The 25,057-nt window shown below is 41.9% G+C and carries 21 protein-coding genes and 2 tRNA genes; 6 read left to right on the top strand and 17 right to left on the bottom strand.

Annotation, left to right across the window (positions count from 1 at the left end; all coding sequences use genetic code 11):
• Window positions 1-26: 26 nt before the first annotated feature.
• Window positions 27-953, top strand: coding sequence for a Dyp-type peroxidase (locus tag CYL31_RS08465; protein ID WP_212918477.1), 927 nt, complete (start codon window positions 27-29; stop codon window positions 951-953).
• An 86-nt stretch (window positions 954-1,039) separates the two neighbouring features.
• On the opposite strand, the gene CYL31_RS08460 is transcribed toward CYL31_RS08465, so the two are convergent.
• The 8 genes from CYL31_RS08460 to CYL31_RS08425 form a co-directional block, all read right to left on the bottom strand.
• Window positions 1,040-2,863, bottom strand: coding sequence for a SurA N-terminal domain-containing protein (locus CYL31_RS08460; RefSeq protein WP_212918476.1), 1,824 nt, complete (start codon window positions 2,861-2,863; stop codon window positions 1,040-1,042).
• A 76-nt stretch (window positions 2,864-2,939) separates the two neighbouring features.
• Window positions 2,940-3,016 (bottom strand) — tRNA-Asp (locus CYL31_RS08455).
• Between the two features lie 7 nt (window positions 3,017-3,023).
• Window positions 3,024-3,296, bottom strand: coding sequence for a non-specific DNA-binding protein Hbs (gene hbs / locus CYL31_RS08450; RefSeq protein ID WP_012069435.1), 273 nt, complete (start codon window positions 3,294-3,296; stop codon window positions 3,024-3,026).
• Between the two features lie 126 nt (window positions 3,297-3,422).
• Entirely contained in the window at window positions 3,423-5,816 is a 2,394-nt protein-coding gene (gene lon, locus CYL31_RS08445; RefSeq protein ID WP_212918475.1) for an endopeptidase La, read from the bottom strand.
• A gap of 213 nt (window positions 5,817-6,029) precedes the next feature.
• Window positions 6,030-7,310, bottom strand: a complete 1,281-nt coding sequence (clpX, locus tag CYL31_RS08440) for an ATP-dependent protease ATP-binding subunit ClpX (RefSeq protein ID WP_212918474.1) — start codon at window positions 7,308-7,310, stop codon at window positions 6,030-6,032.
• A gap of 16 nt (window positions 7,311-7,326) precedes the next feature.
• Window positions 7,327-7,959 carry an ATP-dependent Clp endopeptidase proteolytic subunit ClpP gene (gene clpP / locus CYL31_RS08435; RefSeq protein ID WP_212918473.1) on the bottom strand — a complete coding sequence of 211 codons (633 nt, stop codon included), beginning with the start codon at window positions 7,957-7,959 and terminating at the stop codon, window positions 7,327-7,329.
• Between the two features lie 74 nt (window positions 7,960-8,033).
• Window positions 8,034-9,359: a trigger factor gene (gene tig, locus CYL31_RS08430; protein ID WP_212918472.1), complete on the bottom strand. Its 1,326-nt coding sequence runs from the start codon at window positions 9,357-9,359 to the stop codon at window positions 8,034-8,036.
• 119 nt (window positions 9,360-9,478) lie between these two features.
• Window positions 9,479-9,555, bottom strand: a tRNA-Arg gene (locus CYL31_RS08425).
• Window positions 9,556-9,885: 330 nt separating this feature from the next.
• On the opposite strand from CYL31_RS08425, the gene CYL31_RS08420 reads away from it, so the two are divergent.
• The gene (locus tag CYL31_RS08420) at window positions 9,886-10,746 is read left to right on the top strand and encodes a YihY family inner membrane protein (RefSeq protein ID WP_249411740.1); all 861 of its coding nucleotides are present in this window, start codon (window positions 9,886-9,888) and stop codon (window positions 10,744-10,746) included.
• A 37-nt stretch (window positions 10,747-10,783) separates the two neighbouring features.
• Window positions 10,784-11,335 carry a hypoxanthine-guanine phosphoribosyltransferase gene (locus CYL31_RS08415; RefSeq protein ID WP_212918470.1) on the top strand — a complete coding sequence of 184 codons (552 nt, stop codon included), beginning with the start codon at window positions 10,784-10,786 and terminating at the stop codon, window positions 11,333-11,335.
• Window positions 11,336-11,405: 70 nt separating this feature from the next.
• Here the strand turns inward: CYL31_RS08415 and sthA are convergent, their stop codons facing one another.
• From sthA to CYL31_RS08370, 9 genes are all read right to left on the bottom strand, one after another.
• Complete coding sequence (gene sthA, locus CYL31_RS08410) at window positions 11,406-12,800, bottom strand: Si-specific NAD(P)(+) transhydrogenase (RefSeq protein ID WP_212918469.1); 1,395 nt, start codon at window positions 12,798-12,800, stop codon at window positions 11,406-11,408.
• 21 nt (window positions 12,801-12,821) lie between these two features.
• Entirely contained in the window at window positions 12,822-13,055 is a 234-nt protein-coding gene (gene nqrM, locus CYL31_RS08405; RefSeq protein ID WP_212918468.1) for a (Na+)-NQR maturation NqrM, read from the bottom strand.
• 38 nt (window positions 13,056-13,093) lie between these two features.
• A complete protein-coding gene (locus CYL31_RS08400; protein ID WP_212918467.1) occupies window positions 13,094-14,107 on the bottom strand; it encodes an FAD:protein FMN transferase in 1,014 nt (337 codons plus the stop codon).
• 63 nt (window positions 14,108-14,170) lie between these two features.
• Window positions 14,171-15,397: an NADH:ubiquinone reductase (Na(+)-transporting) subunit F gene (nqrF, locus tag CYL31_RS08395; RefSeq protein ID WP_212918466.1), complete on the bottom strand. Its 1,227-nt coding sequence runs from the start codon at window positions 15,395-15,397 to the stop codon at window positions 14,171-14,173.
• A 42-nt stretch (window positions 15,398-15,439) separates the two neighbouring features.
• Window positions 15,440-16,048, bottom strand: coding sequence for an NADH:ubiquinone reductase (Na(+)-transporting) subunit E (nqrE, locus tag CYL31_RS08390; RefSeq protein WP_012069424.1), 609 nt, complete (start codon window positions 16,046-16,048; stop codon window positions 15,440-15,442).
• On the bottom strand, window positions 16,049-16,711 hold the full coding sequence (locus CYL31_RS08385; protein ID WP_212918465.1) for an NADH:ubiquinone reductase (Na(+)-transporting) subunit D: 663 nt from the start codon (window positions 16,709-16,711) through the stop codon (window positions 16,049-16,051).
• Window positions 16,711-17,511 carry a Na(+)-translocating NADH-quinone reductase subunit C gene (locus CYL31_RS08380; protein ID WP_212918464.1) on the bottom strand — a complete coding sequence of 267 codons (801 nt, stop codon included), beginning with the start codon at window positions 17,509-17,511 and terminating at the stop codon, window positions 16,711-16,713. The genes CYL31_RS08385 and CYL31_RS08380 overlap by 1 nt, the downstream gene beginning before the upstream one ends.
• A complete protein-coding gene (locus CYL31_RS08375) occupies window positions 17,504-18,700 on the bottom strand; it encodes an NADH:ubiquinone reductase (Na(+)-transporting) subunit B (RefSeq protein ID WP_212918463.1) in 1,197 nt (398 codons plus the stop codon). Before CYL31_RS08375 ends, CYL31_RS08380 begins: the two co-directional genes overlap by 8 nt.
• 3 nt (window positions 18,701-18,703) lie before the next feature.
• Window positions 18,704-20,041 (bottom strand): Na(+)-translocating NADH-quinone reductase subunit A, encoded by a 1,338-nt coding sequence (locus CYL31_RS08370; protein ID WP_212918462.1) that lies wholly within the window; start codon window positions 20,039-20,041, stop codon window positions 18,704-18,706.
• Between the two features lie 442 nt (window positions 20,042-20,483).
• Here CYL31_RS08370 and folX point away from each other — a divergent pair, with 442 nt between their 5' ends.
• The 3 genes from folX to CYL31_RS08355 are packed head-to-tail and all read left to right on the top strand — an operon-like array spanning window position 20,484 to window position 25,028.
• Window positions 20,484-20,852, top strand: a complete 369-nt coding sequence (folX, locus tag CYL31_RS08365; RefSeq protein WP_212918461.1) for a dihydroneopterin triphosphate 2'-epimerase — start codon at window positions 20,484-20,486, stop codon at window positions 20,850-20,852.
• Between the two features lie 7 nt (window positions 20,853-20,859).
• On the top strand, window positions 20,860-24,273 hold the full coding sequence (gene mfd / locus CYL31_RS08360) for a transcription-repair coupling factor (RefSeq protein ID WP_212918460.1): 3,414 nt from the start codon (window positions 20,860-20,862) through the stop codon (window positions 24,271-24,273).
• A complete protein-coding gene (locus CYL31_RS08355) occupies window positions 24,270-25,028 on the top strand; it encodes a CsiV family protein (protein WP_212918459.1) in 759 nt (252 codons plus the stop codon). Before mfd ends, CYL31_RS08355 begins: the two co-directional genes overlap by 4 nt.
• Window positions 25,029-25,057: the final 29 nt, after the last annotated feature.

Here is a 25,057-nt window from a genome sequence, read left to right as displayed (position 1 = left end):
GAATACTCTTTCCAAAAAGGACCAACATGATGACACCATTTCAATCTGGCATTGTTGCCGAAGCCTCAAGTGATGCCCTTTTTATTACATTCAATGTAAATAGATCAGAAATCAACAACCTTAGAAACGCCCTAGCGGCTGCTCCTGCGCTTATTGAAGAACTGCAATTACAGTTCCCAGCAGCAGATCTACACACTGCCATTGGCCTTAGCAGCCTTATATGGGATGAGCTAGACAGCAAGCGTCCGAAACTTCTTGCCACCTTCCCTCATGTTGCAGGCAAAGACATTGAGTTCACACCAACAGACGTTGATCTTGTTCTTCATATACGCTCATCTCGCCGTGATGCAACATACCAGTTAGCTAATGTTCTTTTTAAAGCATTTGGAAGCAGCGTCACGTTAGTTGAAGAAGTCAGTTGCTTTAAGTATCTAGATAATCGTGATTTGACTGGATTTGTGGATGGCACTGAAAACCCTGCGGGCGAGCAGCGCAAGGCAGTTGCTCTAGTAGGCGATGAAGATCCAAGCTTTGAATACGGCTCCTACTTCAATTTAATGCGTTTCGTTCATGACTTAGATAAATGGGAAAAAGAAGACCTAAAAACTCAAGAGGATATATTTGGACGAACCAAACATACCAACCAAGAATACCCTTCAGCAGAAAAATCTGTCCATGCTCATACCAAGCGTACTTCGCTTAAAGATGAAAATGGCAACTCGATGGAAATCTTGCGCCACAGCATGCCATTTGCCTCTTCGACAGAAAAAGGCCTTATGTTTGCCAGCTATAGCAAGACACCAGTAATTTTTAATTTAATGCTGGAAAGCATGGTAAAAGGTGACGAGAATGGCAACACCGACCACCTCATGAAGTATACTCGTGCAACAACAGGACAAGCTTTCTTTATCCCATCAAACCAATGGCTAACATCCCTTTCTAACAGCAAATAAACAAAAGACTTTTGCTAGTTAGAAAATTCAAGCAAACAAAAAAGCCACTCAACATTGAGTGGCTTTTTTGTGAGCAAAATAACAGTCTATCTTTCTATTTTTGCTTTATTCTTTAAGTAGTCTTGCTGACCTTGAGAGCTAAGAGTTGCTTGAGTCTGATTCAAGTAACGCTCATAAGCCAGTTTCTGATCTTCAGGAACCGTCGCATTACCCACATCAACTTTATTTAAGCGAATCAAAGCCAAATCACCATTAGAAAGACCTTTCACTTCAATAACAGGTTTACCATCTGGGTGAGGCAAAGAGAAAGCCAATGATGTCATTTCATCTTGACCGCGCTTAGCATCTTTCACAGAAGTCCACTTGGTACCACTTGCACTCTTCGCTTTTTCAGCTTTAGCGCGCAGTGACTCTACCGCTTTATTTTGAACAACAATCGAAGCGACCTGTTCTTTCGTTTCTTCATAAGACTGGAAAGCTTCTGGTTTATGGTCATTCAAATGCAGCACAACTACCTGGTCATCACTCAATTCAACCAAATTACTGTTCTGACCATCTTCCAATACAGGAGCACCAAAGGCTGCAGCGATAACTGCTGGATTACTAGTCACTTCGTCAGAACCACCATCACGACTAAAATACGCACTTTGAAGTACATCAACGCCATATTCTTTTGCGAGAGCATCTAGCTTATCGCTGGCATAGGCCAAATCAGTAATATCTTCATGAGCCGTCAATAGAGCATCTCTTGCTTTACTTTCAAGCAATTGTTGCTCTAGTTCAGATTTTCTAGAAGCAAAGCTAGGAACATCAGGCTTAGTAATATCATCCAATTCAATTAGATGGTAACCAAACTGAGTCTTAACAGACTTAATCTCACCTTTTTTCATAGAAAACAGCGCATCGTCAAAAGCTTGATCTATTGTGCCTTTTTCGACATAACCTAAATTACCGCCATCGTTCTTAGAGCCAATATCATCAGAGTATTCAGCCGCTAAATCCGCAAACTTAGCACCGGATTTTAGCTTAGCCTGAACTTCTTCAAGACGCTTTTGAGCATCTGCATCACTGCGATCCGATGTATCAATCAAAATATGTGACGCTGATCTCTCTTCTTGTGCGAGTGCCGAAATAGAAGCTTGGTAAGCGTCCTGCAATTCGGCATCCGTAACTTTTACCTTCTTCTTAAAATCAGAGCTTGAAATCACAACGTAATTTACTTTGACTTGCTCTGGTGTCTTGAAGTTCTCTTTATTAGCTTCGTAATACGCTTGTAGCTCATCATCTGACACACTGGTATTTTCTGATTCATCAGCCAATGAGAAAGAAACATAATCATAAGTTCTTTCTTGAGCCTGCAATTTAGAAACGCTGTCTACCTGATAAGGCAAAACAAACTCAGAACCAGCAATGGCATTACGAGGCTGCTGAATTAAAACATCTTGCTTAATACGCTCTTTAAAGGCGAGCGGAGTAAAACCAAGAGAACGAATAAAGTTAAGGTATTTGTTTTGATCAAACTGACCGTTAGTTTGGAATTGCTCAGCCTGTAACAAATAGGCATTCACTTGAGCGTCAGAAACGCCTAATCCCAGACCTTTTGCCTGATTAGCTAATACAACACGCTGAACCAACTCATCTAAAGCACGACGCTGCAATAAGTTGTCTTCCAGTAATGCAGGATTAACTTGCCCACCCATCATAGAAATTAATTGACGGCGTTGAGTTTCAGCACCTTGCAACATTTGCGTACGGGTAATATCTACTCCATCCACTTCAGCAACGGTATCTGATGAATTAAAGCTAGTAACCAAGGCGTCTACGCCAAATAGAGCAAAAGTCACAACGATAAAACCAACTATGATCTTTACCACAATGCCTTGTGACTTATCTCTGATATCCTGGAGCATTACTGCCTCCAAATGAGTTAATTGAATGACAAATAAAAAAGGTGTATTCCGCTTGGAATACACCTTTTGTGTCTAATGGCGGAACAGACGGGACTCGAACCCGCGACCCCCTGCGTGACAGGCAGGTATTCTAACCAACTGAACTACTGCTCCAAAAACATTAGTTTACAGCGTCTTTTAGACCTTTACCGGCTTTAAAACCAGGAACCTTCGCTGCTTTAATTTGGATTTCCTCACCAGTTTGAGGATTACGGCCTGTACGTGCCGCACGTTCTTTAACTGCAAAAGTACCAAAACCAACTAGTGTAACCTGGTCACCTTTTGCCAAAGCCGCTTCAATTGCTTTTAATGTAGCGTCAAGTGCGTTGCTAGCAGAAGCTTTAGATAAATCAGCAGACGCTGCAATAGCATCAATCAATTCAGATTTGTTCACGTTGTACCCCTTCAGTATTTTCGTGGTTCCTTAATAATTTTTCGGCGCAGTATAAATGCCTACCGACAAGGCCGAGCGAGCAGTTATACAAGCCCAGCCTACTCCCTGTCAACACAGGATATGCCTTTAATGATGACTTACAGTTTCTTGTTCATCAACAGTTTTTTCACTTGAAGGCAATGTTTCTACCTTTTTTGGTGAAGGAATGTACTCTAAGGCGATATCCAGTACTTCATCAATCCATTTTACAGGGATGACCTCAATGTCTGCCTTGATATTATCAGGAATTTCCTTCAAATCACGAGCATTTTCTTGAGGAATAATCACAGTTTTTATTCCACCTCTGTGAGCCGCAAGAAGCTTCTCTTTAAGCCCACCTATAGGTAGCACCTCCCCACGCAGCGTAATCTCGCCAGTCATCGCCACAGAGGCCTTAACAGGGATCTTAGTTAGCACAGACACGATGGCCGTACACATAGCAACACCTGCACTCGGACCATCTTTAGGTGTTGCACCTTCGGGCACATGCAAGTGAAGGTCTGTTTTTTCATGAAAATCCTCATCAATACCAAGACCAGTTGCTCGACTTCTGACCACTGTCAACGCTGCTTGAATAGATTCTTGCATCACATCACCAAGCGAACCCGTCTTAACATGACGACCCTTACCCGGCACACCAGCCGCTTCGATGGTCAATAATTCACCACCAACCGACGTCCAAGCCAATCCCGTAACCTGACCAATTTGATTTTTTTCTTCTGCTTTTCCGTAACTAAATTTATGCACACCGGAAAAATCTTCCAAATTAGCACTTATTACTTCAACAGCTTTTGATTCTTTATTACTACTTAACGCCTGTTTTTTGACTACACGACGACAAATTTTACTTAGCTCGCGCTCTAAACCACGAACACCAGCCTCTTTCGTGTAGTAGCGGATTACATCCATCAAGGCATCATCTGTTACCTTAATTTCACTTTCTTTAAGACCTGATAACTTAATTTGCTTAGGCAATAAGTAGCGCTTCGCGATATTCAACTTCTCATCTTCGGTGTAACCCGGAATTCGAATAACTTCCATACGATCCAGAAGTGGACCAGGGATATTCATACTATTAGAGGTACAAATAAACATAACATCAGAAAGATCGAAATCCACTTCAAGATAATGATCATTAAAAGTATGGTTTTGTTCTGGATCAAGAACTTCCAAAAGCGCAGATGCTGGATCGCCACGCTGATCCATCCCCATTTTGTCAATTTCATCCAACAAAAATAGCGGATTTTTAACTTTTACTTTCGCCAACTTCTGCAATAACTTACCCGGCATAGAACCAATATAAGTACGACGATGACCTCGTATCTCAGCCTCATCACGAACACCACCAAGCGCCATGCGTACATACTGACGATTAACCGCTTTCGCAATAGACTGACCAAGTGACGTTTTACCTACACCTGGCGGCCCAACCAAACAAAGCACGGGACCTTTTACTTTTTTCACTCGCTGCTGCACAGCAAGAAACTCAAGAATACGCTCCTTGACATCTTGAAGACCATAATGATCTTGGTTCAAGATTTTTTCAGCATAAGCCAAGTCATTGCGAACTTTACTGCGTTTTTTCCAAGGCAAAGACGTCAGCCAATCAATATAACCTCGCACAACCGCCGCTTCTGCAGACATAGGCGACATCATGCGAAGCTTTTTCAACTCACCTTCAGCTTTTTCCTTTGCCTCGTCAGACATGCCAACTTCGGCAATTTTTTCTTGCAGCTGATCAAGCTCATTGCTGCCATCTTCCATGTCACCCAGTTCTTTCTGAATGGCTTTCATTTGCTCATTCAGGTAGTACTCACGCTGACTTTTTTCCATTTGCTTTTTAACACGGCTACGAATGCTTTTTTCGAGATGTGCGATATCAAGCTCGCCATCCATTAAGCCAATCAAATATTCTCCACGACCCGTTAAGGAATCTATTTCTAATACTTTTTGCTTATCTTCAAGCTTGAGACTCATATGACCCGTAATATTATCGATCAGCTTAGCAAGATCATCGATAGATTTTAGGGAAGCCACAACTTCTGCAGGAATACGCTTACTACCTGCTACATATTCATCTAACTGCTTAATTAGAGCGTTACGAATAACACCATGCTCGGTTTGATCCTCTGTTTGAAGATCAAGCTCAACGATACGACCTAAAACAAAACCATCCGCGTCTTCCATTTTCTCAAGACGAGCACGCTTACCGCCTTCAACAAGAACCTTAACTGTTCCATCAGGTAAGCGCAGCAACTGCATAACTTTTGCAGTTGTACCAATAGAGTAAAGATCCTCTAGAGCTGGATCATCTTTGGAAGCATCTTGCTGAGCAACAAGAAACACATGCTTATCATTTTCCATAGCAGACTCTAATGCCGCTATGGATTTAGCGCGACCAACAAATAACGGCAGCACCATATGGGGATACACAACCACATCACGAAGTGGCAACATTGGCAGGAGCAAAGAATCTGTCATATTTTTTTCCAATCCGGGCACATAAAGAAAAGTGCACTTTTATATTTCAACATTGATTAGGAAAGAGATAAGGGCGAAGCCTAAAATTACAAGCGCCATCACTATTTGAATTTAGTCTACACAGTGTTTTAAAGCGAAACATCATAAAAAAAGCCGAATTTAAGTAATAAAACTTAAATTCGGCTTTATATTTATTTGTCGAGCTTTAAAGAATTAAGCGTTTTTAGCCAACTCTTCTTTTTCTAGCACCATTAAAGGCGCAGATTCACCACGAATTGAAGTAGCGTCCATAACAACTTTCACTACATCATTACGAGTTGGAAGCTCGTACATACAATCCAATAAAGCAGACTCTAAAATACTACGCAAACCTCGAGCACCCGTTTTACGCTCTAAAGCTAACTTAGCCGCTTCACGTAAAGACTCAGGAGTGAACTCTAACTCAACACCTTCAAGTTCAAACAGGTGCTGATATTGCTTAACAAGCGCATTTTTAGGCTGACTCAAGATCGTCATCAAGGCTTCTTCATCCAACTCTGAAAGTGTTGCCACAACAGGCAAACGACCAACAAATTCTGGAATCAAACCGAATTTAACTAAATCTTCCGTTTCTACACGGTGAACCGCCTCAGAAAAAGATCGGCCTTCTTCTTTGCTCTTCACTGTTGCAGAAAAACCAATACTACTTTTTTCTGTTCTATCGCTAATAACACGCTCTAAACCTGCAAACGCACCACCACAAATAAACAAAATATTCGATGTATCGACCTGCAAAAATTCTTGCTGAGGATGCTTACGCCCACCTTGTGGAGGAACAGATGCAACGGTACCCTCAATGAGTTTTAGCAATGCCTGCTGAACACCCTCACCAGACACATCACGTGTAATAGATGGGTTATCAGACTTTCTAGAAATTTTGTCTATTTCATCAATATAAACAATACCACGTTGCGCTTTTTCTACATCGTAGTCACAGTTCTGCAATAGTTTCTGAATGATGTTCTCGACATCTTCACCAACATATCCAGCCTCTGTTAATGTAGTTGCATCAGCAATCGTAAACGGCACATCTAGAACACGAGCAAGCGTCTGTGCGAGCAGCGTCTTACCACTACCTGTTGGACCAATTAGCAAGATATTACTCTTACCCAACTCAATACTAGTGTCCGTTTTGCCTTGGTGACGCAAACGCTTGTAGTGGTTATAAACCGCCACAGCTAAAACACGTTTCGCTTTGTCCTGACCAATAACATAATCATCCAGCGCCGCACTCAATTTTGATGGCGTTGGCAATTCATCAGCAGACTCACCATCTTCAGAAATCTGAGATAGCTCTTGCGTAATAATGTTATTACACAAGTCCACACACTCATTACAAATATAGACAGAAGGCCCTGCAATAAGTTTTTTTACTTCGTCTTGGCTCTTTCCACAAAAAGAGCAATACAATAACCGATCGGAGTGGTCGCCACGGCTAAAATTATCATCCGACATTTATTCCACCCTTTTCTTAAACTGTTCGTTTCTGCAAGATATCATCAATCAAACCGTAGTCTTTTGCTGTTTGCGGATTCATGAAGTTATCACGATCCGTATCAATAGCAACTTGCTCAATTGGCTTGCCAGTATGAAAAGAAATAATTTCATTCAATTTATGTTTGATACTTAAAATTTCACGTGTATGAATCTCAATGTCAGAAGCTTGCCCCTGATAACCGCCCAACGGCTGATGAATCATAACTCGTGAATTTGGCAGACAATAACGCTTGCCTGCCGCACCAGCTGTTAACAACAAAGCCCCCATGCTCGCCGCTTGGCCAATACACATGGTACTAACATCTGGCTTAATAAACTGCATAGTATCATAGATAGACATGCCTGCAGTAACCGAGCCACCTGGAGAGTTAATATACAAATGAATATCTTTATCTGGGTTTTCTGACTCTAAAAATAGCAACTGAGCCACAACCAAGTTGGCCATGTGGTCTTCAACTTGACCAACCAAAAAAATCACTCGCTCCTTAAGTAAGCGCGAGTAAATATCAAATGACCTTTCTCCACGAGCGGTCTGCTCAATAACCATTGGGACAAGACCATTACTTGTAATTGCAACAGGACCAGTAGTCGGGTTCATCAAATTCATATCGCATTCCTTAAAACAAAAAAGTCGACATAGCAAGCGCTATGTCGACCTTATTAAAAAAGATAAGACTTGTCTTATGCTTCTTCCCCAGCCTCTTCTGCTTGGGCATTTGGCTTGATAGCGTCTTCATATCCCAAAGTTACTTCAGTAACCTGAGCAGATTCTAACAGTTTATCAACAACTTGCTCTTCAAGTACAGCAGATTGAACTTGAGCTAATTGTTCTTTGTTCTTTAAGTAAAAATCAATAACTTGCTGTGGCTCTTGGTAAGCTTGAGCCATATCTTCTAAGAAAGAACGAACACGGTCATTATCAACCTTCAAGTCATCTTTCTTGATAACTTCAGAAATCAACAAACCTAACTTCGCACGTTTTTTCGCTTCTTCTTGGAACAATTCAGCAGGCAACTGAGATGCATCAAAACCTTGGCCACCAAACTGCTGAGCAGCTTGTTTACGCAGTGCATCAACTTCTTGATCAACAAGAGCTGAAGGTACTTCAACTTCGTTGATTGAAGACAAACCTTCAAATAAAGCATTCTTAAGCTTTGACTTAATTGCTTGATTTAGCTCACGTTCCATGTTCTTACGCACTTCTGCGCGCAAAGCTGCAACAGTCGCTTCTTCTAGACCAAATTTCTCAACAAAAGCATCATCTAGCTCTGGAAGAATTTGCTCAGCAACTTCAGAAACGGTAATTTTAAAAGTCGCCTCTTTACCTTTCAAGTTTTCAGCTTGGTAATCTTCTGGGAAAGTCACTTCAATAGTGCGTTCTTCGCCAGCTTTAGCACCTAGGATACCAGATTCAAAACCTGGGATCATGGTATTGGAACCCAAAACCAATTTGTGACCTTCAGCAGCACCGCCGTCGAAAGCCTCATCACCTAGATAACCAACAAAATCAATTGTTACTTGATCGCCGTCCGCAGATGCGCGCTCAACAGCAGACCATTCAGAATTTTGCTTACGCAAAGTTTCCAACATCACATCAACATCTGCATCAGTTACTTCAGATACAACACGGTCAACTTTGATCGCAGAGTTATCAGCTAGTGTAACTTCTGGATAAACTTCTACTTTTACAACGAACTCAAGATCAGCGCCTTCAGCAAAGTTCTTAGGTTCAATTGAAGGCATGCCTGCAGGTTGAATAGATTCTTTCTGAATCGCTTCAACGTACGCATCACGCATAATTTGCTCAACAGCATCAAGACGAATACCTTGGCCGTAACGTTTCTTCACAACACTAACAGGCACTTTACCTTTACGAAAACCATCAATACGGATTGTTTTCGCTGTTTTAGCCACTTCAGAATTTACTTTTTCGTCAACACGAGCAGCTGGAACACTAATTGTTAGAACGCGCTCAATTGGAGACGTTGTCTCTACAGAAACTTGCATAAAACTTCCTCTCGGGAACCTGCTTTAATTTGTTGGCAATCTCATTATTAACAAGACATCTATTCAATTACAGCCAACAAAACCTAAATAATAATTTAATTAAAGTAATGGACTGAAAATGGTGCTCCGTACTGGATTCGAACCAGTGACCTACCGCTTAGAAGGCGGTTGCTCTATCCAACTGAGCTAACGGAACAAAGATCATTACATTTCATTTGGTGGGCTATTATAGGGATGGAATAGCAATCGTCAACCAATAGACATAAAAAAGCCCAGTAAAACTGGGCTAAAAATGACTATTTGCAACCATGGAACCGAGAATAGTTAAAATTCACTACTCCGCAGCACAAATATCACAAAAGGAACGAGATAAATAATACAAGCAGCCCCCAGAAAAAACAAGACACTCGCTCCAAAAGGAGTCACGTTGCACTGTGTTTGTGCATTGTGCATTAAAAAGAAGTTTTTAATAAAATTTTTAAGCCTATGTTATTGTAGTAACCTACTTAAACAGAGCCTTATTACCATGCCAGAACGTCTAATTTATTTTTTTCTTGTCTTCAAACGTTATGGATATCTAACAATAACAAGATTCAAACATAGCAATCTTTCACAGAAAGCAGCTCAACTCACCTTATCAAGTTTGTTGGCTGCGGTTCCTATAATTACCATCATTGTTGGAATACTAAGCTTTACACCCGCATTAGAAGCAATGCAGGCACAGCTATTTCAACTCATTGAGCTACATCTTGCACCTGGCTCTAGCGATATCATGATGCCTTATTTAATTAAGTTTTCAGCACAAACCAAAAACCTTCCCGCTGCTGGATTGATCGCACTAGTTTTAACCGCTCTATTACTACTAAATAGCTTTGAAAGCAGTGTCCAATCAATCTGGGAAATCAGAAAGACCAGAAAAATTAGAGAGCGACTTTTAACCTACTGGGCAATTTTAACCCTAGGGCCAATCATATTTGCATCTTCGTTAAGCCTATACGGCACACTTATATCAATACAAATTCAAGGCACTCAAACAAACGCATGGATTGATAACCTATTGGAACTTGGAAGCATGACCTTGTATTTCCTAATGCTTCTGACACTAAACTTTTTAACTCCGAACGCAGAGGTTTCGCTGAAATGGGCATCAATTTCAGCTCTTGCAGGCAGCATTGGTCTTTTTATCTTAAATACGATATTCAGCTCGTTTGCACAGTTTTTCAGCAGCTATCAAGTCGTTTACGGCGCATTCGCAGCTATCCCGATATTTCTGATCTGGTTACAAAGCTCATGGCTCATTGTTCTCGCATCCATCTGCTTATGCGCCACATTGCACAACATAAAAAGCACAACAGAACAGAAAAACTTAGCATCCGGTCAGGATTAATGTAAAATCCCGCAAATTTTCCACAACAGGGCTTACCATGACGAATACAATCAACGACCTAAACAAAATTTTAGATGAGGCCGATTGCTTAGTTGACGAAGCAAAACTTAACGAAGCCCTTGATAAAATGGCAACACAAATCACAGCAGATCTTGCAGATAAGCTCCCTCTTGTTCTCTGCGTTATGAATGGCGGATTGATTCCAACAGCAGCCCTGATAGAACGATTAAACTTTCCATTAGAGCTCGACTACATTCACGCAACTCGCTACGGAATGGACACGGAAGGCGCCTCACTCAACTGGCTAAGCTACCCACAAACAAGCCTCAAAAACAGACACATACTCGTTGTAGACGATATTTTTGACCAAGGACACACCCTACAAGCCATCGCAAAATGGCTAGAGGATCAAGAAACAAGCAGCGTATATACTGCGACTGTTATTAATAAACTACACGACCGCAAAACGGACATGACACCCGACTATGTTGGAACAGATGTTGTGGATAGATTTTTATTCGGCTACGGAATGGACTACAAAGGCTTCTTCAGAAACCTAAAAGGCATTTACGCCATTAAAGATAGCTAACCCAATAAGATATTACAGACAAAAAAATGCCCGCTTTAGTGAAGCGGGCATTTTTTATTACAATAGAAAACTAGAATACTCGGTTAAAACCGTTAAGTGCCGCAACTCGATAAGCTTCCGCCATAGTCGGGTAGTTAAAGGTCGTATTCAAAAAGTACTTCAGCGTATTTTGCTTGCCTGGCTGCTTCATAATAGCTTGCCCGATGTGAACAATCTCAGACGCTTGGTCACCAAAACAATGAATCCCCAATAACTCCAAAGACTCACGGTGAAACAGAATCTTCAACATCCCAACCGCTTCGCCCGTAATTTGAGCGCGAGCTGTATTTTTAAAGAAAGCACGACCTACTTCGTAAGGCACTTTTTCAGCTGTTAATTCAGCTTCTGTTTTGCCAACTGAACTTATTTCAGGAATTGTATAGATACCTGTCGGCACTTCACTGATGAATTCACCACCTGGTGCACCAAACATATTAGCTGCTGCAGCACGACCTTGATCATATGCCGCGCTCGCTAGACTTGGCCAACCGATAACATCACCCGCAGCATAAACATTTTCAACTTGCGTTTGGTAAGTATCATTTACCGCCAATTGACCACGACTATTAACATCAAGATTAATTGACTCTAAGCCCAAGTTATCAGTGTTACCGGATCGACCGTTACAGAACAACAAAGCATCCGCACGCAATTTTTTACCTGACGCCATATGCATAACAACACCACGCTCTGTCGTTTCAACAGAATCGTATGTCTCATTATGACGAATCAGAACACCGCCATCACGCAAGTGGTAACTTAATGCATCGGTAATTTCATCATCCAGGAAGCTCAAAAGCTTTTTAGCTGGATTGATTAATTCTACACGCACACCTAGCCCACAAAAAATTGACGCATACTCACAGCCAATTACGCCCGCACCATAGATAATTAAAGAGCGCGGAGTATGACTCAAGCTAAGAATGGTATCAGAACAATAAATACGAGGATGTGAAAAGTCGATATTAGCCGGACGGTATGGACGAGAACCAGTTGCGATCACAACTTTCTTTGCAACTAGAAGCTCAGGCCCTTTTTCATAGGTATTTACTTCTATCGTGTTTGCATCCTTGAATTTACCTCTACCAAAGTAAATGTCAATTCGGTTACGCGCATAATACTCTGTACGCCCCATGACCTGCTTATCAATAACTCTATTTGCACGATCCAAAACCTTTGGGAACGAAAACCAACGAGGCTCACCAATATCACGGAACATTGGGTTAGTATTAAAGGCAATAATTTCCTTAACAGCATGACGCAACGCTTTTGATGGAATGGTTCCTAAATGCGTACAACTTCCGCCTACTTGCGAACTCGCCTCAATAACAGCCACTCTTTTGCCTGCCTTCGCAGCACTCATCGCTGCACCTTCTCCGGCAGGACCCGTGCCTAACACCACAACATCATAATGTCTCGTTGTCATAATACCCTCTTCACTGTTCAATTATTTAGATGCGTCGTAAAACGTGTCATCAGAAACCGTTGCTGCCATACCTTTTTTCGTTTCTTTCTCACATTTACCTTTGTCACCACCACAAATATCGCAGGCGACCTCCATACCCAGAGCACTCATGCCGCCACAAGAACCTGAAATAGGCTTTCTACCCATCAACACACCGACAGACATAGCAGTAACCAATAAAAGCATAAGGGCAAATGCCAAAATAATCGTCAACATATGATATCTCCTATAAAACAAGAAAATTAAAAGCGCATTTATTTTAAATAAGACCTGAAAGCATCAGATGGATGCTCCTCAAAACCGAAATCTGTTTTCACCAACAAATACGCTGCAATGCCATTTTTCTGCGCAAACTCGAAACCCTTTTCGGGACCAAGCACAGTAATTGCAGTAGCAAGACCATCAGCCATTGTTGTTGTTTTATCTACTACAGTAACAGAAACCAACCTATGCGTAATGGGCCTACCTGTTACTGGACTAATTGTGTGAGAATAACGCACGCCGTTTTTCTCAAAATAATTTCGATAATCACCCGATGTCGCAACGGCAACATCTTTTACATCAATTATACGCTCTGCGATATCATGCCCACCTGCCGGGCTCTCTATTGCTATCTTCCAGGGTGATCCATCAGGCTTAATACCTTTTGACGCGATCTCACCACCCACTTCAACCAAGTAACTTTCTATCCCTTTATCCTCCAAAACCCGCGCAACAACATCAACGCCATATCCTTTAGCAATGGAAGATAAATCCACATAAATATCTTTTTCTTTTGTCAAATGGAGGTTGTCAAGCTTTAAGTAATGGTAGCCCACTCGCAACCTGGCTTCGTCAATCGCATCTTGACTAGGCACTTTATCTTCGCGTTTACCTGGACCAAACCCCCACAAGTTAACCAAAGGACCGATAGTAACATCGTACTCACCATCGCTCATTTCACTAATAAGCAAAGCTTTATCAATAACATAAGCCATATCTTTACTGACAACCGCAGACTGTCCTTTAGGCAACTTATTAAATAGCGATAACTCTGAATTAGGATCATAAGTCGACATAAGCTTGTTAACTCTAACCAAAGCTGCATCAACGTCGTATTTCAAATCCGAAGAATTATTAACGTCTTTTTTAGTAAAAAATTTCACTGTATAGGTTGTACCCATTGTCGGGCCAGAGAAACTTGCCAGTTCAGGAGTAAAAACAGAAAGACGGTAAACAACCGCAATAGCAATAAACAGGAAGGCTGAAAATAGTATTTTTTTACGCATATAAAGTCTTTTTAGTCGCCAATAAAATAAAGACCCACCAGAAGGTGGGTCTTTATTCAGGTGCTAGCCACCGAAATCATCAAGTAAGATGTTTTCTTTTTCTACACCTAGATCTTCTAACATCTTAATAACAGATGCGTTCATCATTGGAGGCCCACACATGTAGAACTCACAATCCTCTGGAGCCGGGTGGTCTTTCAAGTAACTCTCATAAAGAACATTATGAATGAAACCAGTTTTACCCTCCCAGTTATCTTCAGGCTGAGGATCAGAAAGCGCCAAATGCCATTCAAAGTTTTCATTCTCTTCTTGAAGCTTATCGTACTCTTCCGTATAGAAAGCCTCACGGACACTACGTGCACCGTACCAGAAAGAGATCTTACGTTTCGAATTCAAACGCTTAAGCTGATCAAAGATGTGTGAACGCATTGGCGCCATACCAGCACCACCACCAACAAACACCATTTCAGCATCAGTGTCTTTGGCAAAGAACTCACCAAATGGACCGTATACTTTTATCTTATCGCCAGGCTTAAGACTGAACACATAAGAAGACATCTGACCTGGTGGTAAATCATCTTTACCTGGAGGTGGTGAAGCAATACGAATATTAAACTTCACAATACCTTTTTCTTCAGGATAGTTCGCCATTGAATAAGCACGAATCACGGTTTCATCTACCTTGGATACAAACTTCCAAAGGTTAAATTTATCCCAGTCACCACGATACTCTTCTTCAATATCAAAGTCTTTGTAATGAACAGTATGCGCCGGCGCTTCAAGCTGAACATAACCACCTGCACGGAAATCAACGTTTTCACCCTCAGGCAACTTCAACGTTAACTCTTTAATGAAGGTTGCCAAGTTAGGGTTTGACTCAACAGTACATTCCCATGCTTTAACACCAAACACCTCTTCAGGCACCTCTACATCCATATCTTGCTTCACAGCAACCTGACAGGACAAGCGATAACCTTCCTTTTCATCTCGACGAGTAAAGTGAGACTGCTCAGTAGAAAGCATAGAGCCGCCACCACTAGTCACCTTACATTTACACTGAGCACAAGTACCACCACCGCCACAAGCAGATGATAGAAAAATGCCACTGTTCGCCAAAGTTTGAAGCAACTTACCACCAGCAGGTGCAGTTACTTCCTTTTCACCATTGATGCGAATTGTAACGTCCCCAGTACTTACCAAGCGCGCACGAGCAGCAAGGATAATTGCCACTAACGCAAGCACGATAGCTGTGAACATCACCACACCTAGAATAATTTCTAAGTTGACCATGTTAGTTAAACCTTATTCTTGGTTGTCTAAATGAGCAGCTAATTAAAGCTGCACACCAGAAAATGACATAAAACCTAAGCTCATCAGACCAACAGTAATGAACGTGATACCAAGACCACGAAGACCTGCAGGAACATCTGAATACTTAAGTTTCTCCCGAATACCAGCTAGCGCAGCAATCGCTAACGCCCAACCAACACCAGCACCCACACCATAAACAACGCTCTCACCAAAGTCATAGTCACGTTCAACCATGAACAAAGAAGCACCCATGATGGCACAGTTAACTGTGATAAGTGGTAAAAACACACCAAGTGCGTTGTACAACGCAGGCATATATTTATCTAAAGTCATTTCCAAAATTTGAACGACAGCGGCGATAACACCAATGTAGCTCAATAGACCTAGGAAGCTAAGATCAACCCCAGACAAACCAGCCCACTCAAGAGCACCGTCCGCCAAAAGATTTTTGTACAACAAGTTGTTAAGAGGAACAGTAATCGCCAAAACAACAACAACCGCTATACCTAAACCTATCGCTGTTTCTACTTTTTTGGACAAAGCCAAAAAAGTACACATACCAAGGAAGAAAGCTAACGCCATGTTTTCAACAAAAACAGCTTTAACAAATAGACTTATTAAATGTTCCATTTATAGCGCCTCCTGAGAACGAGAATTCGCTGCAATCTTGAATTCAGGCTCTTCAACTTGCTCTTTCTTATAAGAACGTAAAGCCCAAATAACCAAGCCAATCACAAAGAATGCACTAGGTGGAAGCAACATCAAGCCATTAGGCTGATACCAACCACCATTCTGAATAGTAGCAAAGATCTCGAAGCCAAATAATTTACCAGCACCAAGCAGCTCACGGAAAAAGGCAACAACAATCAACATTGCGCTGTAACCCAAGCCATTACCAATACCATCAACAAAGCTCATTACAGGACCATTCTTCATAGCAAACGCTTCTGCACGCCCCATTACGATACAGTTCGTAATAATAAGACCAACAAATACAGAGAGCTGCTTACTAATTTCAAAGGCAAACGCCTTCAAAATCTGATCAACCACAATTACCAAAGAAGCAATGATGATCATCTGAACAATGATACGAATACTGTTTGGAATATGATTACGAATAATCGCAATAAAGAAGCTTGAAAAAGCCGTTACTAAGGTCAAGGCAATCGCCATAACCAAACTAACTTTCATACTACTTGTTACGGCCAACGCAGAACAAATACCCAGAATCTGCAAAGCAATTGGGTTATTTGCAAGAATTGGCCCAAAGAGGACTTTTTTCACATCAGACATTATTGAACTCCTTCGCTACGTAGTTGCGATAAGAATGGTCCAAAACCTTCCTGACCCAACCAGTATTGAACAAGATGAGTAACACCACGACTTGTTAGTGTTGCACCAGATAGACCATCAACTTTATAAGCAGCTTTAGGATCTGAACTATCTACACCACCTTTAACAAGATGTATAGCCGCCTCACCCTGCTCATTGTAAATTTCTTTACCTTTCCAAAGAGCTTTCCAGTTAGGGTTATCAACCTCACCACCCAATCCAGGTGTTTCAGCTTGGTCATAGAAACCAAAACCGATCACTGTATTAAAGTCGTTCTGTAGAGCCATGAAGCCATACATAGTTGACCACAAACCATAGCCATGTACCGGCAAAATGATTCGGTCGATACTATCGCCAGACTTCACAAGATAAACTGCAGAAAAGTTTGAGCGACGCTTAATGCCTGCTGGATCCTGCTCGCCTTTAAGGGCAATAGATAACTTAGGATCTTTAGATGCAGCTTTTTGATCAAAGGTTTCAGCCTTGATACCTGCGTCCTTCAACTCTTCTTGCGTAGCAAACTTGCCAGTCTGCAAATTAACAATACGAGTTTCAACCGACTCAAAAATTTCATCAACTGACTTGCCTGGTTCAAGCATGCCAGCAGCAGATAAAATATTACGCTTACGGTCTAAATCTTTATTGGTGTTCTGAATAGGCTTAAGACCTACAGCTGCCGCAGCAACAAAAATAGAACAAACCAAACACAAAGATAAGGCAACTATAATGGTCTTTTTAATACTATCGTTACTGCTAGCCATTGCGTGCAATCCTCCGTTTAATGTTCGCCTGAACAACAAAGTGATCAATAAATGGCGCAAACAAATTCGCGAATAAAATTGCCAACATCATACCTTCTGGGTACGCAGGGTTAACAACACGAATCAACACAACCATCAAACCAATCAGAGCGCCGTAAAACCACTTACCACGATTCGTCATTGATGCAGACACTGGATCAGTGGCCATGTACATCATACCGAAGGCAAAACCACCCAAAACAAGATGCCAATACCAAGGAGTAGCGAACATAGGGTTAGTATCAGAACCAATTGCGTTAAACAACGCAGAAGTTAGTACCATTCCCAGCATTACGCCAGCGACGATTCTCCAAGCAGCAATTCGCATTACCAATAATGCACAACCACCGATCAGGATAGCAAGTGTAGAAGTTTCACCCATTGAGCCTTGAATAAAGCCAAAAAATGCATCAGACCAAGCAACAGTTAAACCAGCAACGCCATCAGCAGCAAGCTGACTTAGCGCTGTAGCGCCGGAGAAACCATCAACCGCTGTCCAAACCGCATCACCAGACATAGATGCTGGGTAAGCAAAGAATAGGAAAGCACGACCAGCCAAAGCAGGGTTAAGGAAGTTTTTACCTGTACCACCAAACACTTCTTTCGCCAAGACAACACCAAAAGTAATACCAAGAGCTACTTGCCATAAAGGCACAGTGGCCGGCAGAGAAAGAGCGAATAGGATAGAAGTAACAAAGAAACCTTCGTTAACTTCGTGTTTGCGTACAGAGGCAAATAAAACCTCCCAAAAACCACCAACAATAAAGGTAACAAGATAAACAGGCAAAAAATACATTGCACCGTAGATCATGTTGTCCCAAATGCTTGAGGCATTATAGCTAGTTAGACCACCAATAATGGCATGGCGCCAAGAGTCAGCAGGCGCAACACCCATTGCCTCCATAGCCGTATTGGCTTGCAGACCAATGTTGTACATACCAAAGAACATAGCTGGGAATGTACACATCCACACCAAAATCATAATGCGTTTCATATCAACTGCATCACGAACATGGGAGCCGTTTTTGGTCACTGAACTTGGGCGATAAAAAATAGTATCAACCGCTTCATAAAGCGCGTACCACTTTTCGTATTTTCCACCTGAGTGAAACTCAGGTTCCATTTTATCGAGTACTTTTCTAAGCCCCATGAATTAACCCTCTTTCTCTATTAGAGTTAGGCAATCCCGAAGGATCGGGCCATATTCGAACTTACCTGAGCAGCTGTAAGTACACAAAGCCAAATCTTCATCATCTAACTCAAGTGCGCCAAGCTTTTGAGCCTGCTCTGTATCATTCACAACCAACGCACGTAGCAACTGTGTTGGCAAAATATCAAGCGGCATTACGCGCTCAAAATTACCAAGCGGCAACATAGTACGATCACTACCATTTGTTGTCGTTGTCATATCGAATGATTTTTTACCAGTAAGTTTGGACAAAAACACATTCATAATAGAATGTTTTTCTACACCAGCTCGAAGATAATGCATCATTTGACGCTCACGACCTTCAAGCAATACTGACACTTGATTATGGTAGCGACCCAAGAAAGCAAAAGCACCAAAAGCATTACGACCAGAAAGAACAGAACCAGAGATAATACGGTTATCGCCTTCTGCCAATTCACCAGCCAATAAGCCATCCAAGCTTGCACCAATTTGAGTGCGAACTAAACGAGGCTTTTTAACTTGTGGACCTGCCAATGCGATAACTCGCTCAACACTAAGTTCACCAGTAACAAAAAGTTTACCGATAGCAACAACATCTTGGTAATTAACAGACCAAACAGTCTTCTTATCGCTCACTGGATCAAGAAAATGAATGTGCGTACCAGCAAGGCCAGCAGGATGAACACCAGAGAATTCTTCAACCGTCACATCAGACGTTGTTGGGATTTTTGCACCGGGTGCTTTACATAGAAACACCTTACCTTCAGTCAAACGAGTCAACACGGTAAGGCCATCTGCAAATGCTTCCGCCTGATCAGCCAGAACAACTTCAGGAGAAGCTGCCAACGGATTAGTATCAATAGCGGTAACAAAAATAGAATTCGGCACTGAAGCAATTTCAGGCACTTTAGAGAATGGTCGCGTACGGAACGATGTCCATAATCCAGAATTCACTAGATTATCTACAACTTTACTACGTTCAAGAGATTTTAATTCAGAGCCAGAATAAGCGGCGAAGGTTTCGGATTCGTTCCCCTCAACACTAATAACAAGCGACTGAAAAACACGTCGTGCACCACGATTAATAGCAACTACGGTTCCAGAAGCTGGAGCGGTATAGTTAACACCCTCGGTTTTCTTATCTGTAAAGATAATTTGACCTTTCTTGACCTTGTCCCCTTCCGTGACAAGCATGGTAGGTTTCATTCCATGAAAGTCTGGACCGATCACAGCAACTGTTTTAGCAGCAGTAGCCGTCTCAATCACTTGATTGGGAGCACCTGAGATCGGTAGATCTAGGCCTTTTGTAATTTTATACATATGTTCTGCCCAACAATAAATTGAACACAAAAAGCGTAATGCGTAATGTCCACACCCCCCTCCGGGAAAACATGCATGAACGAACAACCAACCTTAAGGTAATTGTAAAACGCAAACTCACTTCACCAAAAAACCGACGTATTATAAAGATCATTCCCCCCATTGACCAGCTCATGAAGCGGTCTTTAAGCATCAACTTTTACTTAAAAGTACTACTTCGTCCTTATTACATGACGTACAGCCATAAAAAATACTTTTTTTTGTTATTTTATTACAAGATTGGATGCGACATTGCTCATTAACACTATTTAAATTAATTAAAATAGAACAAGGCAATCCAAACAGCACAATGGACCGTACTTTAGTCAGTTGCCATACATGATTGAAAACGACACAATATCGCCTAACAAATGAATAGGCTCAAAAACACGGAAGCACAATAATGATCAAACCAGAAGCTCAAATTCATATTAAGAACTTACGCTTACGCACTTATATTGGATTCAATGAATCAGAAAAACAAAACAAACAAGATGTTGTCATTAATGCTTGGATACACTATCCAGCTTCTCAAGCCTACGACACCGACGATGTTGAAAACGCCGTAAACTATCGAACCATCTGTAAAGAAATGATAGCGCATACAGAAAATAACCGCTTTCTTTTGCTTGAAAAGCTGACCGCAGACCTACTTGCACTCTGCATGACATCAAATCATGTTACCTTTGCAAAAGTTGAAGTTGCGAAACCACATGCACTACGTTTTGCCGACTCTGTATCCTTAACGTTATCCGCTACTAGAGAACAATAAGTCCAACATGCCTGAAACTGTATCAATCACCCAAAAAACCGGCTTCAAGAATTTAATCAGTGGCTTAGACGGCAGCCGTAAAGCACTACAACTGCTAGCGATAGCCTCTCAACATAAACAGCCCATCCTTTTTATGGCTAATACCGTCGCAGAATTAAACGAGATTGAAGATGAAATACAGTTCCTAAACCAACAAAAAAAAGAAATATTAAGATTTAGCGATTGGGAAACCTTACCGTACGATGCTTTCTCACCACACCAAGACATCATCTCTCAACGCTTAGAAACTCTTGCCAAACTAACTGAAACCAAAAACCCAATCGTACTCACTACGATTGCATCCTGTTTGACTCGACTATGCCCAAAGCAGCACCTTGACGCTCAACGCTTCCACCTAAAAGAAGGACAAGAACTACCTCTTGAGCAGCTTTCAAGAAAACTCACTAACGCGGGCTATTTAAATGTAGAAAATGTCCACGAATATGGCGAATACGCAATTCGTGGCGCCCTGATGGATGTCTACCCAATGGGCGCAGAGAATCCTATTAGAATAGATTGGTTTGACAACGAAATTGAATCGATACGATGGTTTGACCCTGAAACCCAACGCAGCATCAGCAAAGTACCCGAAATTAAAATGCTTCCTGCAAAAGAGTTCCCGACGACACCTCAGGGAATCCAACAGTTTCGCCAAGCCTTTAGGGAAAGATTCGAAACCAACCCTCTTTCCAGTCCGATCTACCAAGACATTTCCAGCGGCCTAATTCCTGCTGGCATAGAATACTATTTGCCTTTGTTTTTTGAGCAAACCGCCAGCGTATTTGATTATCTTCCTGACAACACGCTAATCATTCGCTCTGACAACTTCAATGAACAGTTTGCTAGCATTCAGCTCGATTTTCGCAGCCGCCATGAATCACTTAATTACAACATCGAACGCCCCATTTTAAAGCCCGATGAAATCTGCTTAAAAGAAGACGAACTCTTTGCGCAGCTTAATCAATACACAAGCATCATTTTCTCAGCTACTGGCGATCACCCAGCATACCAAGCGCTTGATGCAGTCAAAATTGACTCCAAAGCAGCGCAACCACTTGGCAAACTGCAAGATTTTCTAGCCAGAACAACAGCCAGAGTATTGATTGTGGCAGAGTCCGCGGGACGCCGAGAGGCACTACTGGATTTATTGAAAAAATACAGTATTAAGCCCAAACAAGTAGACAGCTGGGAAGCCTTTACCAAATCCACAAAATCACTCGCCATCACGGAAGGTAATATTGGTCGTGGCTTCATTATTAATGATGAATTAGCCCTTATTCCTGAAAGTGAAATATTAGGCGAACGTGTTTCTCAGCACCGTCGACGTAATAAGCAAAACAACATTAATGAAGATGCGATTATTCGCAACCTCACTGAATTGAGACTAAACGCCCCTGTTGTGCATATCGATCATGGCGTTGGGCGCTACCTTGGACTTACTAACCTAGAAATAGATGGACAAGAAACCGAGCTCCTAACTCTTGGCTACGCTAATGATGCCAAACTTTATGTGCCTGTTTCATCATTACAGTTAATTTCTCGCTATACAGGCGCCGACGAAGACACAGCACCGCTTCATAAACTCGGTACAGATAAGTGGAGCGTTGCCAAACAAAAAGCCGCTGAAAAGGCCCGCGATACAGCCGCAGAACTATTAGAAATCTACGCAAAGCGCGAGGCTCGTGTCGGCTACGCCTTCGCCAAGCCTGATGATCAATACGAACTGTTCTCCGCAGGCTTCCCGTTTGAAGAAACACCAGATCAGCAAATGGCAATCGATGCCGTCATGGCTGATATGTCGACCAAAAAACCAATGGACCGCTTGGTCTGTGGGGATGTAGGGTTTGGCAAGACAGAAGTCGCCATGCGAGCGGCCTTCCTTGCTGTTCAAGACGGAAAACAAGTGGCTGTTCTTGTCCCGACCACACTACTCGCTCAACAGCACTACGAAAACTTTTGCGACCGTTTTGCCGACTGGCCAGTGGAAGTCGAACTATTATCTCGTTTCCGCTCAGGCAAACAGTCCAATACATCTATTGATCGACTAGAATCCGGCAAAGCAGACATTGTTGTTGGCACCCATAAGCTCATCCAAAGCGATATCAAGTTTGCAAACTTGGGGCTGGTTATTATCGACGAAGAGCACCGCTTCGGTGTTAAGCAAAAAGAACAATTCAAAGCCCTGCGCGCAGAAGTCGACATACTGACACTCACTGCCACACCAATTCCTCGAACGCTAAATATGTCTTTGTCTGGCATTCGCGATTTATCCATTATTGCCACTCCACCAGCCAAACGCTTATCTGTAAAAACATTTGTAAAACAAAAAGACGAGCACCAAATAAAAGAAGCGATTTTGCGTGAGCTACATCGTGGAGGACAAGTCTATTACTTACACAATGAAGTACAAACCATTCAAAAAGCCGCTGAGGAGATAGAGGGATTAATTCCTGAGGCTCGTGTTATTGTCGGTCACGGTCAAATGCGTGAAAGAGAACTGGAACAAGTCATGTCTGACTTTTATCACAAAAGAGCCAATGTACTCGTCTGCTCTACCATTATAGAAACAGGCATAGACATACCAAACGCCAACACTATTATTATTGAACGTGCCGATAAGTTTGGTCTAGCACAACTTCATCAATTGCGTGGTCGTGTTGGCCGATCTCACCATCAGGCTTATGCGTATTTGCTAACCCCAAATGACCGAAAAGTAACAGGCGATGCGGAAAAACGCCTAGAAGCCATAATGCTTGCAGACACACTTGGCGCTGGATTTACTCTAGCCACTCACGATTTAGAAATCCGTGGTACGGGTGAATTACTGGGCGACGGGCAAAGCGGACACATTGAGCATGTAGGCTTCTCTCTATTTATGGACATGCTAGACAGAGCAGTAAAATCCCTCAAAAATGGTGAATCCCCCGATATAGACATTACGTCTCCAGCACAAACCGAAGTAAACTTACGTGTGCCAGCACTCATCCCAGAAGATTATTTAGGTGATGTACATTCGCGCTTGATTCTGTATAAACGTATTGCTAGTGCAAAAACTAGTGATGAGTTAAAAGATCTTCAAGTGGAAATGATTGACCGCTTCGGGCTACTGCCCGATGCAACGAAAAATCTATTCCGTCAAACAGAATTAAAGCTCAAAGCAGAAAGCCTTGGCATTAATAAAATTGAAGCCAACGCAAAAGAAGGTAAAATTTTCTTTAACAGCAAGACACCAGTCGATCCAATGAAGTTAATTAGGCTTATTCAAACGAAGCCTGACATATATAAACTGGTTGGCTCTGACACATTGAAGTTCTTAGCACCGATGAACAGCGCAGAAGAGCGCTTCCAACACACAACAATGACTCTGGAACTACTACATTGAAATCCTTGATTGTTATTTTTTTATCCTTAGCTCTACTAAACACTCGACTCTTTGCTGAAGACGGTGGAATTAATCCTAACACCGCCAGAGCGTACGAAGCCTATTTGGTGACATTCCAATGGCCAGATGCCCTAACCAGCGAGCAAGTGACTTACAAAAATATTCTTTCGACAGACAACCTTATCCGTCTAACAGGTAATGAAAAAAGCACCGATAACAACAATGCACAATCCACACCTTTCGGAAACATCGAAGCGAGACTAGGCAAGAACGTCAAAATCCTAGCAAATAAAAAGTGGACGCTTATTTTCAGATTTCCTGGAGACACCATAAGAAAGTCTTTCTATAGCGAACAACAGAAAGATGGCTACCCAGAGTTAACAGGCAAAATAGCGATCAAGCTAGGACGCTATTTAGAATCAGACATTAATTACCAGCATTATGTTTTTGATCGTTTCACACAACCAACCCCCGATCAAAACAGCACATCAATATTATTGAGCCAAAACCAGACGCAACCTGCACTCAAAGCGTTTGAGCCTGCAATGGTGCTGAAGCTTCACCAGAGCAACAAAACTGCCAGCAAAAAAGTGAACTACTTAGACCATCCAACAATTGCTACATTAATATATTTTGAGCCAATTGAATTAGAAGATGCAATAGATAAAGTGGCCTCACAGTCAATGGATCATGAAACAGGGCAAAGTTTAACTTATAACGAACTTCAAAGCACAAACGAGCTCACAAAGAGATAGGACTACGAGTTAGACACATAAAAAAGAGT

Source organism: Marinomonas sp. A3A (assembly GCF_018336955.1).
Lineage (GTDB): Bacteria > Pseudomonadota > Gammaproteobacteria > Pseudomonadales > Marinomonadaceae > Marinomonas > Marinomonas lutimaris.
The sequence above is the reverse complement of the archived record's forward strand: the minus strand, read 5'-3'. Positions and strand labels throughout refer to the sequence as shown.